Raw genomic sequence first — 16,158 nt, 5'->3', positions numbered from 1 at the left:
CTAACCCGATACGCACGCCCCGATTTCAGCCGCATGCGCCCGGGCGTGCGGAGCGGAGGACGACGGAGCGGGTCGGTCCCGCCGTGGTCGCTGCCACGGCGGGACCGACCCGCGGACGTACTGCTGTCCTAGGCGGACAGGGGGCGCTGTATCCGGATCGACTGGAGCAGCCCCACCGCGATCCAGACGGCGAACATGGAGGTGCCGCCGTAGGAGACGAAGGGCAGTGGCAGACCGGCGACCGGCATGATTCCCAGCGCCATGCCGATGTTCTCGAAGGACTGGAAGGCGAACCAGGCGGTGATTCCCGCGGCGACGATCGTGCTGTAGAGGTCGGTCGCCTCCATCGCGATGCGGCAGGCCCGCCACAGGACGACGCCGAGCAGCAGGATGATGAGGCCGCCGCCGAGGAAGCCGAGCTCCTCGCCGGCCACGGTGAAGATGAAGTCCGTCTGCTGCTCGGGCACGAACTGACCGGTGGTCTGGGTGCCCTCGAAGAGCCCCTTCCCGGAGATCCCGCCCGAACCGATCGCGATACGGGCCTGGTTGGTGTTGTAGCCGACTCCTGCCGGATCCAGCGCCGGGTTGGCGAACGCCGCGAACCGGTTGAGCTGGTACTCGTCCAGCAGATCGAGCATCCACACCGTCACGGCGCCCGCCACCGCGGCGGTGATCAGCCCGATCACCCAGCGGTTGGAGGCGCCGGAGGCGAGCAGCACACCGAGGACGATGACCGCGAGCACCATGACCTGGCCGAGGTCGGCCACCACCGCGATCGGCAGCGCGGCGAGCCCCAGCGCCTGGAGGACCGTCCGGTGGTCCGGGTGGACCCGGTCGCCCGCGTCCACCTTGGCCGCCAGCACCACCGCCATCGTCAGGATGACGGTGATCTTCACGAACTCAGAGGGCTGGAGGTAGAAACCGGCGCCGAGGTTGAGCCATGCCCGCTCGCCGTTGATGGTCGCGCCGAGCGGGGTGTAGACGAGCGCGACGAGGATGATCGACAACCCGTACAGCACCGGCATCAGCGACCGCAGCCTGCGGTGGCCCATCCACAGCACGCCGGCGGCGAGCGCGACACCGATCGCCGCGTTGAGCATGTGCTTGAAGAGGAAGGAATTGGGGTCGCCGCCGGTCAGCTCGGTGCGGTTGCGGGTGGCGGACCACACCAGCAGCGAACCGATCGCGCACAGGGCGAGCGAGGCGAGCAGCAGCGGCCAGTCGAGCCGCCGGGCCAGCGAGTCGCGGGCCCGCAACTTCTCCCAGGCGCTCTTGGGCTGCTGTCCGTACCGCCGGGTGTCGAAGGTGTGGATGCTCATGGAGTGAACCCCGCATCCCGCCAGCTCTCGACCATGGAGTCCTTCGTGCGCTGAGCCTTCACGTCGCCGTTCTCACCGACCTTGGGAAGATCCTTCTGCGGTTCGGGCAGCAGCGCCTTCTTCTTGTTGATCTTGCCGTCCTCCACGCCGTAGAGCGCGTTGTAGAGGTTGCGCACGGCGGGTCCGGAAGCGCCCGAACCGGTACCGGCCTGGGAGATCGTCATGATCACCGTGTAGTCGTCGGTGTAGGTCGCCAGCCACGAGGTGGTCTGCTTGCCCTGCACCTCCGCCGTACCGGTCTTGGCCCGGATGGGGATCTCGTCGTGCGGCCAGTCGGTGAACCGCCAGGCGGCGGTACCGGTCTTGGTGACGCCCTGAAGCGCCTTGTCCATCTGACGCAGCGTCTTGGCGGTGGCCGGGGCCTTGCCGGACTTCTCCGGCTCGATCTCTTCCACCTCCTTGCCGTCCGCGCTGATGATCGCCTTGCCGACGCTGGGCTTGTAGATGGTGCCGCCGTTGGCGATGGAGGAGTAGATGGAGGCCATCTGGATCGGGGTGACCAGGGTGTCGCCCTGGCCGATCGCGTAGATGATGCTGTCACCCGCGCGCAGGTTCATGCCCTCCACGCAGTTCTCCCGGGCGAGCTTGGTGACGTAGTCGTCGGACTTGCCCTTGCCCTGCTTGCACCAGGAGTCCTTGTTGGCCTGCCAGTAGTTCTGCTTCCACTCGCGGTCCGGGACACGGCCGCTGACCTCGTCCGGCAGGTCGATCCCGGTCACCTCTCCGAGACCGAAGCTCCTGGCCGCCTTGTAGAGGTACTCGTTGGGCTCGTTCTTCTTGGGGTTCAGACCGCCGTCCTTGCGCCACTCCTGGTGGCCGAGCGCGTAGAAGACGGTGTTGCAGGAGACCTCCAGCGCGCGGCCGAGGCTGATGGGCCCGTGGCCCGAGGACTCGAAGTTCTTGTAGGTCTGGCCGCCCATCGTGTAGGCGGAGCTGCAGTTGTAGTTGCCGTTGAACGGGTATCCGGCGTTGACCGCGCCCGCGGAAGAGACGACCTTGAAGATCGAGCCCGGCGCCGCCTGCCCCTGGATGGCCCGGTTGAGCAGCGGGAAGTTGGAGTCCTTGCCGGTGAGCTTGGCGTACTCCTTGCCGTCGATCCCGCCGACCCAGGCGTTGGGGTCGTACTTGGGGTTGGAGGCCATCGCGACGATGCGCCCCGTCCTGGACTCCATGACCACGGCGGCACCGGAGTCGGCCTCGTACGGCCGGCCGGTGATCTTGTCGACCTCCTTGCGGGCCGCCTTCATCGCCTGGTCGAGCTGCTTCTCCGTTATGGCCTGGACGCGGGAGTCGATGCTGGTGACGAGGGAGGCTCCGGCCACCGACTCGTCGTTGTCGGCCTCGCCGATGACCCTGCCGAGCTTGTCGACCTCGTACCTGGTCACCCCGGCGCTGCCGCGCAGCGCGGTGTCGTAGGTGCGCTCCAGACCGGAGCGGCCGACCTGGTCCGAGCGCAGCAGCGGGGACTTGGTGTCCTGCGCCTTCTCGACCTCCTCGTCGGTGACCGGCGAGAGATAGCCGAGCACCTGCGAGGTGCCGGCCTTGTACGGGGCCGGGTAGCGGCGCACGGCCGTCGGCTCGGCGGTGATGCCGGGGAAGTCCTCGGCACGCTCGCGGATCTGCAGCGCCTGCTGGGTGGTGGCCTCGTCGGTGATGGGGATCGGCTGGTACGGGGAGCCGTTCCAGCAGGGCTGCGGCGTCTCGGCGTCGCAGATCCGCACCTTCTCCGCGATGGCCTTGTAGGAGACGTCCAGGACCTCGGCGAGGCGGTTGAGCACCGCCTTCCCGTCGTCCTTCATCTTCATCAGCTCGGTGCGGCTGGCGGAGACGACCAGACGGGTCTCGTTGTCGGCGATCGGCACGCCCCTGGCGTCCAGGATCGCGCCGCGCGCGGCCGGCTGGACCACCTGCTGCACGTGGTTGCCGGCGGCTTCCTTCTCGTACTCGTCGCCGTTGCGGATCTGGAGGTACCACAGCCGCCCGCCGAGCGTCAGCAGCAGCGAGAACACCAGGATCTGGATGGCCACCAGCCTGATCGTGATCCGCGAAGTCCGCCCGGTCTCCGGGATGTTGCTCACAGCGCCCCCTGGTTCACAGCCGCTTGACGTCCTTGATTCGTCCTACCGAGGTCTTGCTCGTCGCCCGGCTGAGCATGCCGCCACCGCGCGCGCCCACCAGACCGCTGCCGCGTCGCGGCTTCATTCCGCCGCGGGCGAGCTTGCCGCCCGAACCGCCGCTGATCCAGCCGATGGCGTTGTCGCCGCCGGCCCCGGTCCCGCCGCTGGTGGTCTCGCTGAGCGGGTCGGGATCGGCGCGGCGGGCGATCGCCATGACGACCGGCACCGTGAAGGGCGCGAGCAGCAGGTCGTAGAGGGTCGCGGTCAACAGCAGCCCGACGATGCCGACATGGCGGGCGGCGGTGTCGCCGACAAGCGCGCCGACGCCGGCGTAGAGCAGTGTCGAGGAGACCGCGGCCACGGCGACCACCACCATGGGCGCGGTCGCGCTCCGGTGCTGGCCGCTCTCCGGCTTGGTCAGCCCGGCGGCGTACCCGATGACGCAGAGCACCAGCGCGTAGCGGCCCACGGCGTGGTCCGCGGGCGGTGCGAGGTCCGCGAGCAGTCCGGCGCCGAAACCGATGATCGCGCCGCTGGTGTGGCCGTAGACCAGCGCCAGGCCGAGGACCGTCAGCAGGAGCAGGTCCGGTGTGGCGCCCGGGAGTTGGAGTCTGGCGAGGACGCTGACCTGCAGGACCAGCGCGACGATCACCAGGGTGGTGGAGATAAGGATGCGGTTGAAGCGCAGCGGCATCGGTCAGTCCCCTTGTCCGTCGTCCGGGCCCGGGCCCGCGTTCTCGGACCCGTCGTCGGCCGGCGGCTCGCCGTCCTCGTCCTCCGCGCCGGGTGTCACCGTGACGGTGACCGTCGGGGTGGGCTTCTTCTTCGGCGGGTCGGGCAGCACGGTGTCGCGCGGGTCCTTGCGCGGGCCCTCCATGACGACGCCGACGATGTCGAGCTTGCTGAATCCCGCGTACGGCTTCACCCGGACCGTGCGCGTCAGGTCGCCGTCGAACGGGGTGACCTGCATGACCTCTCCGACCGGGACGCCCGGCACGAAGGGTCTGTCGTTGCTGGAGCCGAAGGTGACCATGCGGTCGCCCTTCTTCACCTTGGCCTTGGCGTTGAGGAGCTGCACCGTCAGCCAGTTGTCGCCGCGCCCGTTGGCGAAACCGAGCTCGCTGCTCTTCTCCAGCCGGGTGCCGACGGTGAAGTCGGGGTCGGTGGCGAGCAGCACGGTCGAGGTGCCGGGGCCCACCGTGGTGATCCGGCCGACCAGACCGTCTCCGTTGAGGACGGTCATGTCCTTCTTGATGCCGTCGCGGCTGCCCGCGTCGATGGTGATCGTCCAGGAGAAGCCCTGGGCGGCCCCGATCGAGATGACCTGGGCGCCCTTGACTCCGTACTGCCCGGAGGCCGCGGTCTTGAGCAGCTTGTCGAGCTCGCGGGCACGGGCACGGTTGCGGTCGTCGGAGCCGAGCTGGTGCTTCAGCTCGGCGTTCTCGCGCTCGAGGGCGGAGATCCGGTCGTGCCGCTTGCCCGAATCCCGCACCGCGGACACCGCGTTGCCGACCGGGTCGACCGCTCCGGCGACACCGTCCTGGACAGGACCGAAGACGGTCGCCGCCCCGCGCCGGGCGCTGTCGAGCGGCGACTGGTCACCGCTGCGGATGTCCACCGTGATCAGCGCGAACGCGATTGCCACCAGCAGTACGAGCAGAAGCCGGCTCTCTCGTGTGTCCCTCACGTGTGACGGCCGTACCTTCCCTTGTCCGTCCGGACGCCGGACTGGCGGTCGGCACCGGACGGTTCGTGGCGATTCAGATTTGTCGGACGGTCAGAAGCCTAGGTCGACCACACCGCCGGCGGCTGCGAACCGGAGTCCGGCCGCGTGGCGTTGGACCGTGCGGGACTATCTGCGCGGCTGCGAGTCCAGGACCTGCTGCAGCGCCTCGAACTCCTCGACGCACTTGCCCGAGCCGAGCGCCACGGAGTCCAGCGGGTCCTCCGCGATGTGGATCGGCATGCCGGTCTCCTGACGCAGTCGCTCGTCCAGACCGCGCAGCAGCGCACCGCCGCCGGTGAGAACGATGCCGCGGTCCATGATGTCGCCGGAGAGCTCGGGCGGGCACTTGTCGAGGGTCGTCTTCACCGCGTCCACGATGGAGTTGACCGGCTCCTCGATCGCCTTGCGCACCTCCGAGGCGGAGATGACGACGGTCTTGGGCAGGCCGGTCACCAGGTCGCGGCCCCGGATCTCGGTGTGCTCGTCGTCCTCGAGGTCGTACGCGCTGCCGATCGTGATCTTGATGCTCTCGGCGCTGCGCTCCCCGAGGAGGAGGCTGTACTCCTTCTTGATGTGCTGGATGATCGCGTTGTCCAGCTCGTCGCCCGCGACCCGGATGGACTGCGCCGTGACGATGCCGCCCAGGGAGATGACCGCGACCTCGGTGGTGCCGCCGCCGATGTCGACCACCATGTTGCCGGTGGCCTCGTGGACCGGCAGACCGGAACCGATGGCCGCGGCCATGGGCTCCTCGATGATGTGCACCTGGCGGGCGCCGGCCTGGGTCGACGCCTCGATGACCGCCCTGCGTTCGACGCCCGTGATGCCGGACGGAACGCAGACGACGACGCGGGGGCGTGCGAGGTAGCGGCGCTTGTGGATCTTCAGGATGAAGTAGCGCAGCATCCGCTCGGTGATCTCGAAGTCGGCGATGACGCCGTCCTTGAGCGGTCGCACCGCCACGATGTTGCCCGGGGTGCGGCCGATCATCTTCTTGGCCTCGGCGCCCACCGCGAGAATGCCCCCGGTGTTCGTGTTGATGGCGACGACCGACGGCTCGTTGAGGACGATGCCACGACCTCTGACGTACACCAGCGTGTTGGCGGTCCCGAGGTCGACAGCCATGTCACGGCCGATGAACGACATGTTGTTCGCCATGAGGATACGTCTGGCCTTCCAGCAGAAGCGGTGGGGTGGGGAGGAGGGCAGGTTGTGCCGGAGGTCGCGGAGAGTCCGACCTGAGAAGCCTCCATGGTAGTCGCGTTCGAACGAAGACGATGCGAGGGTCCACCGCCATTGTCAGCCGAACATTCACGGGCTCCTTCTCCATGGACGTCGTGTCCGGGTGATTCGTTCCCGCAACGTTCATCTGCACACGTGGGGGCGAACAGGTTTCCCCGTTCGCCCCCACGTCGTAGCACGCCTTCACGGCTGAGTCGTCGTCACTTCCCGGCGGAAAAGAAAATCTTGATCTCGCGTTCGGCCGATTCCTCGGAGTCCGAGGCGTGGATCAGGTTCTCGCGGACGATCGAACCGAAATCCCCCCGGATGGAGCCGGGCGCGGCCTGGATCGGGTCGGTGGGCCCGGCCAGAGCGCGTACGCCCTCGATGACGCGCTCTCCCTCGACGATCAGCGCGACGGAGGGGCCGGAGGCCATGAACTCGACCAGCGGCTCGTAGAACGGCCGACCCTCGTGCTCGGCGTAGTGCTGCTCCAGGGTGGGACGGTCCAGGGTGCGCAGCTCCAGCGCGGTGATCTGCCAACCCGCCTTGCTCTCCAGACGGCCGATGATCTCGCCGATCAGCCCACGGCGGACCGTGTCGGGCTTGAGCAGGACAAGGGTGCGCTGGCTCATGCGATGTTCTCCTAGACCGAAAGAGTGGAACGACGCGCCGAGGCTACAGGGGCCTGCGCCCCGGCCGGTGCACGGGCCGGGGCGCAGGCCGAGGCACCGTCACTGCTCCTGCGCCGCGAACCTGGCCTTCGCCTCGTCGATCTGACGGCCGAAGTGGATCGAGGCCCACCACAGACCGGCGAAGGACGCACCGAGGAAGAACATCGTCGGGATCACGAAACCCGAGAGGATCAGCGCGCCCTGCAGCACCCAGCCGAGCTCGATGCCGCCGCGTCGCCCGATCATGCCGCACAGCAGCAGGCAGCACAGCATCGCCGTACCGCTGACGATCCAGACGGTGGTCGCCGAGAAGTCGCTGAGCTGCATGGCCACCAGGCCGGCGAAGCCGATGACCATGAACTCGCCGATCAGGGTCGACGCGCACAGAGTCCGCATCAGCCCTCCCTCCCCAGCAGCATCCGCGCCTCGCCGACCGTGATCACCGAACCGGTGACCAGCACTCCGGCGCCGGCGTACTCGTCCTCCTCCTCCGCGAGGGTGATCGCGGCCTCCAGCGCGTCGTCCAACCGCGGTTCCACGCGTACGCGTTCCTCGCCGTAGACCTCGACGGCGAGTGCGGCGAGTTCGTCGACGTCCATCGCGCGCGGGGTGGTGTTGCGGGTGACGACGATCTCCGCGAACAGCGGCTCCAACGCCTCCAGCAGTCCGCGCACGTCCTTGTTGCCGCTCGGCCCGACGACACCGATCAGCCTGCTGAAGCCGAACGCCTCGGTGACCGCCGCCGCCGTCGCCTGCGCGCCGGCCGGGTTGTGGGCGGCGTCCAGCAGCACCGACGGGCTGGCCCGCACCAGCTCCAGCCGCCCGGGCGAGGTGACCGCCGCGAACGCGCCGCGCACCACCTCCAGATCGAGGGTCCGGTCGTGGACCGAGCCGATGCCGAAGAACGCCTCGACGGCGGCGAGCGCCACGGCGGCGTTGTGCGCCATGTGGGCACCGTGCAGCGGCAGGAAGACGTCCGGGTACTCACCGCCGAGCCCGCGCAGCGTCAGCAACTGGCCGCCCACCGCGATCTCCCGGCTGACGACACCGAACTCCATGCCCTCCCTGGCGACCGTGGCGTCCACCTCGACGGCCTTCTTCAGCAGCACCGAGGCGGCCTCGACCGGCTGTTGGGAGAGCACCACGGTGGCGCCCTGCTTGATGATCCCGGCCTTCTCCACGGCGATCTTCTCCGCGGTGTCGCCGAGTCGGTCGGTGTGGTCGAGCGAGATCGGAGTGACCACCGCGACCTGGGCGTCGACGACGTTGGTCGCGTCCCAGGTGCCGCCCATCCCGACCTCGACGACGCCGACCTCCACCGGCGCGTCGGCGAAGGCGGCGTACGCCATGCCCGTCATCGCCTCGAAGAAGGAGAGCCGGTGGCCCTGCTGCTGGTCGACGAGGTCCACGAACGGCTTGAGGTCCTGCCAGGTCTCGATGAACTTCTCGGCCGACAGCGGCTCGCCGTCCACGCTGATGCGCTCGGTGATCGACTGCACGTGCGGACTGCTGTACCGGCCGGCGCGCAGCTCGAACGCGCCGAACAGCGCCTCGATCATGCGCGCGGTGGTGGTCTTGCCGTTGGTGCCGGTGATGTGGACCGTGGGGTACGCGCGCTGCGGCTCGCCGAGCACGTCCATCAGCGCGGTCATCCGGTCGAGCGACGGGTCGATCCTGGTTTCGGGCCAGCGGCCGATCAGATCGGCCTCGACCTCTCGCAGCGCCCGGTCCACCTCCGGGTCGGTCGGGCGGGAGGGAACACCGTCGCCGCGGGGCGGCCCCGCCTGTGTGCGCAGGGTCCGGCTGCCCGCCTCGATGACCGCCAGGTCGGGGTCACGGCTGGTCTCCTCGCCGACGATCTCCTCGAAACCGTCGAGTCCGCCGAAGTCCTCCGGCTCGGGGTCGGGGTCGGCTGGTCCGGGGGTGCTGGGGCTGTCGCTCACACCGGCCAGTCTACGGAGGGCGCCCCCGGGCTCCGCCCCCTCCCCGGTCCTCGCCGCGGACCCCGGGACGGCCCGCCCTCCGACGCGTGCCACACTCGTCGCATGCGCGTCTACCTCGGCTCCGATCACGCCGGTTACGAACTGAAGAACCACCTCGTGGAGTGGCTCAGGGCCCACGGCCACGACCCGGTCGACTGCGGCCCGCACATCTACGACGCGGTCGACGACTACCCGCCCTTCTGCCTCCGCGCGGCCGAGCGCACCGCGGCGGACAAGGAGAGCCTGGGCGTCGTGATCGGCGGTTCCGGGAACGGCGAACAGATCGCCGCGAACAAGGTCAAGGGCGTACGGGCCATCCTGGCCTGGAGCGAGCAGACGGCAGCGCTGGGCAAGGAGCACAACGACGCCAACGTGCTCAGCGTCGGCGGCCGGATGCACAGCGAGGCCGAGGTCGAGCGCTTCCTGGAGATCTTCCTGTCCACTCCGTTCACCGGCGAGGAGCGCCACGCACGCCGGATCGGGATGCTCTCGGACTACGAGGTGACCGGCGAGCTGCCGCCCATCCCGGCGAACCACCCGCAGCAGGACTGACCCCGGTCCGCGGGCCCGCGCACCGGGCGCCCGACTCCGCCCGACTTCGCTCCGCCCCGGGCGGTACGGGCCGGCGCACGGCTTCCGGCACCCGGCGCCCCTGCGTTCGCAGCGGGTCGCGGGGGCGGCGCGGGTCGCCGTACGGGCCCGGGCGCTACGGGCAGTTGGGGCCGTTGCGGCGGTTGGGGCCGCTGCGGGGCTGAGTGTCGGAGAGCGCCGGGAGAGGGAGCAGCGTGCCCGAGGGCCACACGATTCACCGACTTGCCGCCGATCACCGCGAGCGCTTCCGCGGGGAGCGGCTGGAGGTCTCCAGCCCGCAGGGCAGGTTCGCCGAGTCCGCGGCGCTGCTGGACGGCCGGACGCTGGAGACCGCCGAGGCCGTCGGCAAGCACCTCTTCCTCGGCTTCTCCGGCTCCCGGGACTCCTCCGGATCCACCACCGAACCGGCGCCGGTGGCGGACTGGGTCCACATCCATCTGGGACTGTTCGGCCGGCTCGACTTCGGTGTGCCGCCCGTGCCCGAGCCGGCCGACACCGTACGGCTGCGGCTGGTGGGCTCCGGGGCGTACGCCGACCTGCGCGGGCCGACGCGCTGCGCGCTGGTCACGGACGCCGAGAAGCGGGCTGCCGGCGACCGGCTGGGCCCCGATCCGTTGCGCGGGGACGCGGACGGCTCCCGTGCCTGGGAGCGGCTCTCGCGCAGCCGTACGTCGATAGCCGCGCTGCTGCTGGACCAGAAGGTGCTGGCCGGGGTCGGCAACGTCTACCGCGCCGAGGTGCTGTTCCGGCACGGCGTCGACCCCTACCGCGCCGGCCGCACCCTTCGGCGGCACGAGTGGGACGCGCTGTGGGCGGACCTGGTGGACCTGATGCGGATCGGGGTTCGGGAGAACCGCATCGACACCGTACGGCCCGAGCACACCCCCGAGGCGATGGGGCGCCCACCGCGCGTGGACGACCACGGCGGCGAGGTCTATGTGTACCGCCGCACCGGCCTGCCGTGCCTGGTTTGCTCAACTCCCGTGCGCACGGCGGAACTCGGCGCCCGGAACCTCTTCTGGTGTCCGCGCTGCCAGCCGCCCGCCGGCTGAGCGCCGACCGCCGGCCCGCTGCGGCCGGGACCGGGCCGGGGCCCGTCGCAGGGACACCGCACGCTCAGAAGCCGTGCGGCAGGAAAGGTGCACGGGCGGCGCCGAAGGCGACCGAGACCGGGTCGAGCGCGCCGGCACGCAGCTCCTGCACCCGCCCGGCGTCGGCCAGCGAGCGCAGTGATGTGCCGCCGAGATAGGCCGCGCCCAACTCGACGACGGACAGGGAGAGTTCGGCGGCGTCCTCGGTGCGCTCGCAGACCGCCCCGGCGGAGTCGCCGCTGAGCCGCCAACGACCGGTGTTCCAGGGGCAGAAGTCGTCCGTGACCTGCAACACCGTGTCCAGCGGCAGCTGGTAGGTACGGGCGGCGAGCGCCGGCCCGAGCTCCACCGGACGCACGAAGAGGCTGTCCCGCAGCCTCAGCCGGGCCCGTCGCACGTCCGAGACCAGATGGGCGACCGGGTCGTCCGGCGGGCGCTTGTCGGCGGTGACCTCCGAGGTCAGGTCGATCCCGGCGAGGTGCTGCCAGAGCGCGGCACCGGTCGCGGCGTCGTCGGCCTCCAACTCCCGCACTCTCACCCGGCCCTCGGCGTTGGAGTGGACCCAGTGGCCCTGGACCGAGTAGCGGGCGTATCCGACCGTGCGTCCGTCCCGCTCGGCCAGGACGCACTGCAGCTCGGTGCCGCCCGCCCGCTCCCCCGGCGGATCGTGGAGCTGGATGCGGGCCCACTCCTCGCTGCGCTCCAGCCGGCCCGGGCGAGTGGGCAGCGCACGGGCGTACACCGCCTCGCACTCGGCGAGCGCCTCGGTCGGATCCACCAGTCGCAGTCGCAGACCGGCCGCCTCCGGGGGCACCGCGACGCGGACCCGTCCGGTGTCGACGGACACCGTGAGCCAGTGACTTGCCAGTCCGTAGCCGAAACGGCCGTAGATGCCGGGCTCGGACGCGGTCAGGGCCGCCAGCGGTTCGCCGCGGCGGCGGGTGTCGTCCAGCTGCCACCGCAGCATGTCCCGCAGCAGCCCGCGGCGGCGGTGGGTGGGCGCGACGCTGACCATGCTCAGGCCCCCGGTGGGCACCGAGGCTCCGCCGGGCACCGTGGTGCGCAGCGAGTAGCTGTTGGAGGTGCCGACCAGGTCGGGCCCGTCCCATGCGCACAGCGCGCGGTCGAACTCCGTCACCGGGCGCCAGAGGTCGATCCCCTCCGACTCCGAGGTCGCGAACGCCCGCGCCAGCGTGCGGTGCCAGGAACTCCACTCGACGGGCTTCAGCAACCTCAATTCCGGCGTCATACTCCATAGGTACCAGGCAACCCGGACGCATGCGATCGGTTTCGAACAGGGTTGGCCCGGTGTGACGTTGGGAATCGACGGGCCCTGTCCCACCCGACTAAGGTCCTGGAACATGGCAGGTCGTACGGGTAGCACACCCTCCGCGACCCGGGCGCGCCGACTGCACAAGTCCGTGCACCGGGTCCGTACGCAACTGCGCCGCACGGGAGTCGACTACTTCCGCGGCCACGGGTCGGACTGGGTTGTCCTGACCGTGCTGCTGCTCAGCGTTCCCGCCCTGGCGTGGGCGACGCTGAGCCAGCCGATCTGGGCCGCTCCCGAGGCACTGGTCCTGCCGCTGATCGCGGGCGGGCTGCTGCTGCGCCCGTTCAGCATGACGCTCGTCTACGCCGCTGCCGCCGCCGCGCTGACCGTGGAGGCCCTCGTTCTGGGGCACTACGGCGCCGGTGCCGGGCGGGTCACTCCCGGCACCGTGCTGGTGGTCTTCGCGGTCGGCCTCGTGGGACTGCTCATCGCACAGTTCAGGATGCGCGTCGGTGTGCCGTGGACCGGCGGCGGCACCATGCTCTTCGACCTCCGCGAACGGCTGCGGGTGCAGAGCAAGTTGCCGCTGCTGCCCAAGGGCTGGCACCGCGAGATGTCGCTGCGCCCGGCCGGCGGGCAGTCCTTCTCCGGCGACTTCGTGGTCGCGGCCCGCACGGGTCCGAACCGGCGCACCCTGGAAGTGGTGCTCACCGACGTGTCCGGGAAGGGCATGGACGCCGGCTCGCGCGCGCTGCTCCTGTCGGGCGCCTTCGGCGGACTGCTCGGTTCGCTGGCGCCGCACTCCTTCCTGCCCGCGGCCAACGCGTATCTGCTGCGCCAGGACTGGGAGGAGGGCTTCGCGACCTCCGTCCACCTCGTCCTGGACCTCGACACCGGGGACTACGAGCTGTTCTCGGCCGGTCATCTGCCCGCGCTCCAGCTGTGCGGCGGAAGCGGCAAGTGGGAGCAGAAGGAGGCGGACGGCGCGCTGCTCGGGGTGTACGAGGGCGTCGAGTTCCACCCGGTCAAGGGCCGCCTCGACCGCGGGGACGTGCTGATGCTCTTCACCGACGGCCTGGTGGAGACCTCGGACCGCGAGCTGGCCGACGGGATCGACCGACTCAGCGGAGCGGCCGAGGGGTACGTCGCCACCCGGTTCCGCGGCGCCGCCTGGCACCTCATCGAGAAGGTCGCCAAAGACGTCAACGACGACCGGGCGCTGCTCCTCATCACCCGCAGCTGAGCGTCCGGCCCCGGGCGCCGCTGCCCTCCCCGCGGCACGCCGGCCGGGCTCTCCGCACGCCGTACGGGCGCCGGCCGGGCGCCGCCGACGGCACATGCGGCTCGTACGGGCAGGGCGCGGCTCGTGCGCACGGGCCCGCAGGTGTTGTGCGGGCCCGTGCGTCGGCGTGCAAGCCCCGCGTCAGCTGCCGGCTCGCGCCGGTCCGGGCTACTTGCCGGCCTGCTGGCGCTTGCGCGCCTGGTCCACCGCGTCGGTGCGGAACGCCCAGGTCATCTTGGGCTCCATCACGAAGCGGAAGACCCGTACCACCAGGGGCGCGCACAGGACGGTCATCATGGTGGCCGCGAGCACCGTGACCACGATCCGGCCGAGCGGCGAGTCGACCCAGGGCAGGTCGTACCAGTCGAAGAGCCGGGACATCTGGATCGGGTAGACGTGCAGCAGATAGGCGCAGATCGTGCCGGCCCCCAGCACCGTGAACCAGGTGTGGCGGTGCGGGATCCAGGCGTAGAAGCAGGCGGTCAGCACCAGCGCGCACCCGAACAGTGCGAGCGTCATCACCGGGCCCACCCACCAGGGCACCCCGAGCTCCTGGGCCGCGTTGTTCCGCAGGAACCACTCCTTGTTCATCCGCGGAACGGCCCAGTAGGCGAAGAAGAGCGCGACGGCGAAGACCGGCAGCGTCGCGAGCCGGGCGCCGCGTCGCCGCAGCTGTTCGAAGTGCTCCGGGCGCAGCCGGAGTCCGAGGACGAAGAACGGCAGGAACTGGAGCACCCGCTGGAGGTTCAGCTCACCGCCGACGCCGGGGCCGGTGGTGGCGAGCGCCGCGATGCCCAGCGCGATCGGCACGGGCCAGCGCAGCACCTTCCAGAAGGGCGCGGTCAGCCGCCAGATGAAGAGCGCGACCAGGAACCACAGTGCGTAGCCGGGGCTGAGCAGGGTGAACGGCCGCTCGGGGTCGTCCGCCCAGCGCATGAAGAAGGTGTACGCGATCTCGAAGACGAGGTACGGCACGGCGATACCGGTGATCAGCCGCTTCAGCTGGCCCGGGCGCCCCTCGAAGGTGCGCGAGAGATAGCCGGAGATGATGATGAAGGCCGGCATGTGGAAGGTGTAGAGGACGAAGTACAGCGCCTCTGCGGTGCGGCTGTCGTTGCGCAGCGGCTCCCAGGCGTGACCTATGCCCACCAGCACGATCGTCATGTACTTGGCGTTGTCGAACCAGGGATCTCGCGCCTTCGCCCTGGACGTTCCCTTCGGCTCCACGGGCTTCTGCGGCGACTTCGCGGATTCTTCCGCGGCGGTCGCCGTCACCGGGCCGTCGGGGCGAGCTGGGGGGAGGGGCGCTCGCTCATAACCAGCTGGGAACATCTGCCGCACCATAGTGGCGAAACCTGTCAGACGTAAATTCCCGCGGCCCGGTTGCCTGTCGCGGGTGGGTTTTCTCGTCTTGACTTCTTCCGCACGAGAGGTCCGCGGTCCTCGCCTCGACGGCGCAGAGCGCAGAGAGTGTCCGGGTTGGGCTGCGTTTGGTGGACATCAACTCCCCATAAGGTCGATGCTCTTCCGCTCCCGAGTCCAGATCCGAGCCTACGAGCACCTACCCGAACCGGCCACCTGTGAACATCCTCACGGTGGTCGGTCCGCCGGAGGGCGCGCGCCGACCGCCCGACCGGCGGGCGCACGCTCCGCGGCGAGTCGCCGCGGCCCCGATTCCCGGGCCGCACGGGCGGGTTGGCGACGGCGAGGGCCCAACTCCCGCACCGGGGCGGGGAACCGCCGGTGCGTCCGACGACACCGCGGGGAACCGTCGGGGCAGGTCGGTCCGTCGGTGAACTCGACGTCATCTCCCTGCGGCGGATTCGGAGTTGGTGGCACGATGGGCCCACCAGTCGTATCCGTCAGGTCCAGCCGGTGGCGAGGCGTTCCGACCGAAGGTGTGATCAACCGTGGCCATTTCGCTCTCCGTAGTTCTGCTGCTCGCGATCATCCTCGTCGTGATGATTCGCAGCGGTTCCATCAAGCCGCTGCCCGCACTCGTCGCCGCGCTCTTCGGCTTCTTCCTGGCCTCCACCGGAATGGCCCCGACGATCCAGCGCTTCATGGACTCGCTGGCGGAGACCATCAACAAGATCAATTTCTGAGGCGGCGCCGCACCGCTCCCCCGCCGTCCCCTCCGGCGGTCGCGGTCGCGCTCAGAGGTCGCACGAGGGGCAGCGGCGGACCCGCCCCGCCTCCGTTCGCCGACGGACCCCTCTGAGCGCCTCGCCCCAACTCGCGGCTCCCGGACGGCCGATGGCGCCCGGAACCGACAGCCCGGGGGCGCACGCACCCGCGCACACGAGCACGGAAGCGCACGGTCGCGCGGGATCGACGGACCCCGACAGGAACAGCGGACAGCCGCGGCGGGCGCCCGGCCCGCACCGAAAGCCTCAGGGCGGACACATCACGCCGGGCACGGAAGCCTCCCGGCCCGGGCCGAGCGGGGCCGGACCGGCAAGGACCGGGTGGGCGAACGACGGAAGGGCCCGACCCGGGAGCACAAGCTCCCCGACCGGACCCTTCCGTCCGTGGAGCGGGCGACGGGAATCGAACCCGCGTAGCCAGTTTGGAAGACTGGGGCTCTACCATTGAGCTACGCCCGCAATGCGCCTCATCCGGCGTCCGGGACGCGGCGCGGCCCGCTGATCATAGACCAGCTCCGAGCGCCGATATGCCCCGCACCTGGCGGCACGAGCAGCATCGTACGGCATGTACGCTTCTTCTCGCACTGACGGGGTGTGGCGCAGCTTGGTAGCGCGTCCGCTTTGGGAGCGGAAGGTCGTCGGTTCGAATCCGGCCACCCCGACCACGTACTATTG

The 16,158-nt window shown here is 70.3% G+C and carries 14 protein-coding genes and 2 tRNA genes; 5 read left to right on the top strand and 11 right to left on the bottom strand.

Annotated features, from left to right (window positions below):
* Positions 1 to 128: 128 nt before the first annotated feature.
* From rodA to MTQ01_RS07465, 8 genes are all read right to left on the bottom strand, one after another.
* Positions 129 to 1,319: a rod shape-determining protein RodA gene (gene rodA, locus MTQ01_RS07500; protein WP_247487906.1), complete on the bottom strand. Its 1,191-nt coding sequence runs from the start codon at positions 1,317 to 1,319 to the stop codon at positions 129 to 131.
* A complete protein-coding gene (mrdA, locus tag MTQ01_RS07495; protein ID WP_247487904.1) occupies positions 1,316 to 3,457 on the bottom strand; it encodes a penicillin-binding protein 2 in 2,142 nt (713 codons plus the stop codon). Before mrdA ends, rodA begins: the two co-directional genes overlap by 4 nt.
* A gap of 13 nt (positions 3,458 to 3,470) precedes the next feature.
* Positions 3,471 to 4,184 (bottom strand): rod shape-determining protein MreD, encoded by a 714-nt coding sequence (mreD, locus tag MTQ01_RS07490; protein WP_247489116.1) that lies wholly within the window; start codon positions 4,182 to 4,184, stop codon positions 3,471 to 3,473.
* A 9-nt stretch (positions 4,185 to 4,193) separates the two neighbouring features.
* Positions 4,194 to 5,183: a rod shape-determining protein MreC gene (gene mreC, locus MTQ01_RS07485; RefSeq protein WP_247487901.1), complete on the bottom strand. Its 990-nt coding sequence runs from the start codon at positions 5,181 to 5,183 to the stop codon at positions 4,194 to 4,196.
* 165 nt (positions 5,184 to 5,348) lie between these two features.
* On the bottom strand, positions 5,349 to 6,368 hold the full coding sequence (locus MTQ01_RS07480; protein WP_247489113.1) for a rod shape-determining protein: 1,020 nt from the start codon (positions 6,366 to 6,368) through the stop codon (positions 5,349 to 5,351).
* Between the two features lie 296 nt (positions 6,369 to 6,664).
* Positions 6,665 to 7,078, bottom strand: a complete 414-nt coding sequence (gene ndk / locus MTQ01_RS07475) for a nucleoside-diphosphate kinase (protein WP_247487899.1) — start codon at positions 7,076 to 7,078, stop codon at positions 6,665 to 6,667.
* 99 nt (positions 7,079 to 7,177) lie between these two features.
* A complete protein-coding gene (locus tag MTQ01_RS07470; protein ID WP_247487897.1) occupies positions 7,178 to 7,513 on the bottom strand; it encodes a DUF4233 domain-containing protein in 336 nt (111 codons plus the stop codon).
* Positions 7,513 to 9,060 carry a folylpolyglutamate synthase/dihydrofolate synthase family protein gene (locus MTQ01_RS07465; RefSeq protein ID WP_374207645.1) on the bottom strand — a complete coding sequence of 516 codons (1,548 nt, stop codon included), beginning with the start codon at positions 9,058 to 9,060 and terminating at the stop codon, positions 7,513 to 7,515. The genes MTQ01_RS07470 and MTQ01_RS07465 overlap by 1 nt, the downstream gene beginning before the upstream one ends.
* A 102-nt stretch (positions 9,061 to 9,162) precedes the next feature.
* Between MTQ01_RS07465 and MTQ01_RS07460 the strand changes: the two genes are divergently transcribed.
* Entirely contained in the window at positions 9,163 to 9,651 is a 489-nt protein-coding gene (locus MTQ01_RS07460; protein ID WP_247487895.1) for a ribose-5-phosphate isomerase, read from the top strand.
* Between the two features lie 233 nt (positions 9,652 to 9,884).
* Positions 9,885 to 10,742 (top strand): DNA-formamidopyrimidine glycosylase family protein, encoded by an 858-nt coding sequence (locus MTQ01_RS07455; RefSeq protein ID WP_247487893.1) that lies wholly within the window; start codon positions 9,885 to 9,887, stop codon positions 10,740 to 10,742.
* A gap of 64 nt (positions 10,743 to 10,806) precedes the next feature.
* Here the strand turns inward: MTQ01_RS07455 and MTQ01_RS07450 are convergent, their stop codons facing one another.
* Complete coding sequence (locus MTQ01_RS07450) at positions 10,807 to 12,030, bottom strand: GNAT family N-acetyltransferase (protein ID WP_247487891.1); 1,224 nt, start codon at positions 12,028 to 12,030, stop codon at positions 10,807 to 10,809.
* Between the two features lie 112 nt (positions 12,031 to 12,142).
* Between MTQ01_RS07450 and MTQ01_RS07445 the strand changes: the two genes are divergently transcribed.
* Positions 12,143 to 13,297: a PP2C family protein-serine/threonine phosphatase gene (locus MTQ01_RS07445; protein WP_247487888.1), complete on the top strand. Its 1,155-nt coding sequence runs from the start codon at positions 12,143 to 12,145 to the stop codon at positions 13,295 to 13,297.
* A 207-nt stretch (positions 13,298 to 13,504) separates the two neighbouring features.
* On the opposite strand, the gene MTQ01_RS07440 is transcribed toward MTQ01_RS07445, so the two are convergent.
* Positions 13,505 to 14,680 carry an acyltransferase family protein gene (locus tag MTQ01_RS07440; RefSeq protein WP_247487886.1) on the bottom strand — a complete coding sequence of 392 codons (1,176 nt, stop codon included), beginning with the start codon at positions 14,678 to 14,680 and terminating at the stop codon, positions 13,505 to 13,507.
* Between the two features lie 566 nt (positions 14,681 to 15,246).
* Here MTQ01_RS07440 and MTQ01_RS07435 point away from each other — a divergent pair.
* Positions 15,247 to 15,441, top strand: a complete 195-nt coding sequence (locus MTQ01_RS07435; RefSeq protein WP_247487884.1) for a hypothetical protein — start codon at positions 15,247 to 15,249, stop codon at positions 15,439 to 15,441.
* A gap of 427 nt (positions 15,442 to 15,868) precedes the next feature.
* Here the strand turns inward: MTQ01_RS07435 and MTQ01_RS07430 are convergent.
* Positions 15,869 to 15,942, bottom strand: a tRNA-Gly gene (locus MTQ01_RS07430).
* Between the two features lie 129 nt (positions 15,943 to 16,071).
* On the opposite strand from MTQ01_RS07430, the gene MTQ01_RS07425 reads away from it, so the two are divergent.
* A tRNA-Pro gene (locus MTQ01_RS07425) sits at positions 16,072 to 16,148 on the top strand.
* Positions 16,149 to 16,158: the final 10 nt, after the last annotated feature.

This window comes from Streptomyces sp. XM4193, from assembly GCF_023072595.1.
Lineage (GTDB): Bacteria > Actinomycetota > Actinomycetes > Streptomycetales > Streptomycetaceae > Streptomyces.
The sequence above is the reverse complement of the archived record's forward strand: the minus strand, read 5'-3'. Positions and strand labels throughout refer to the sequence as shown.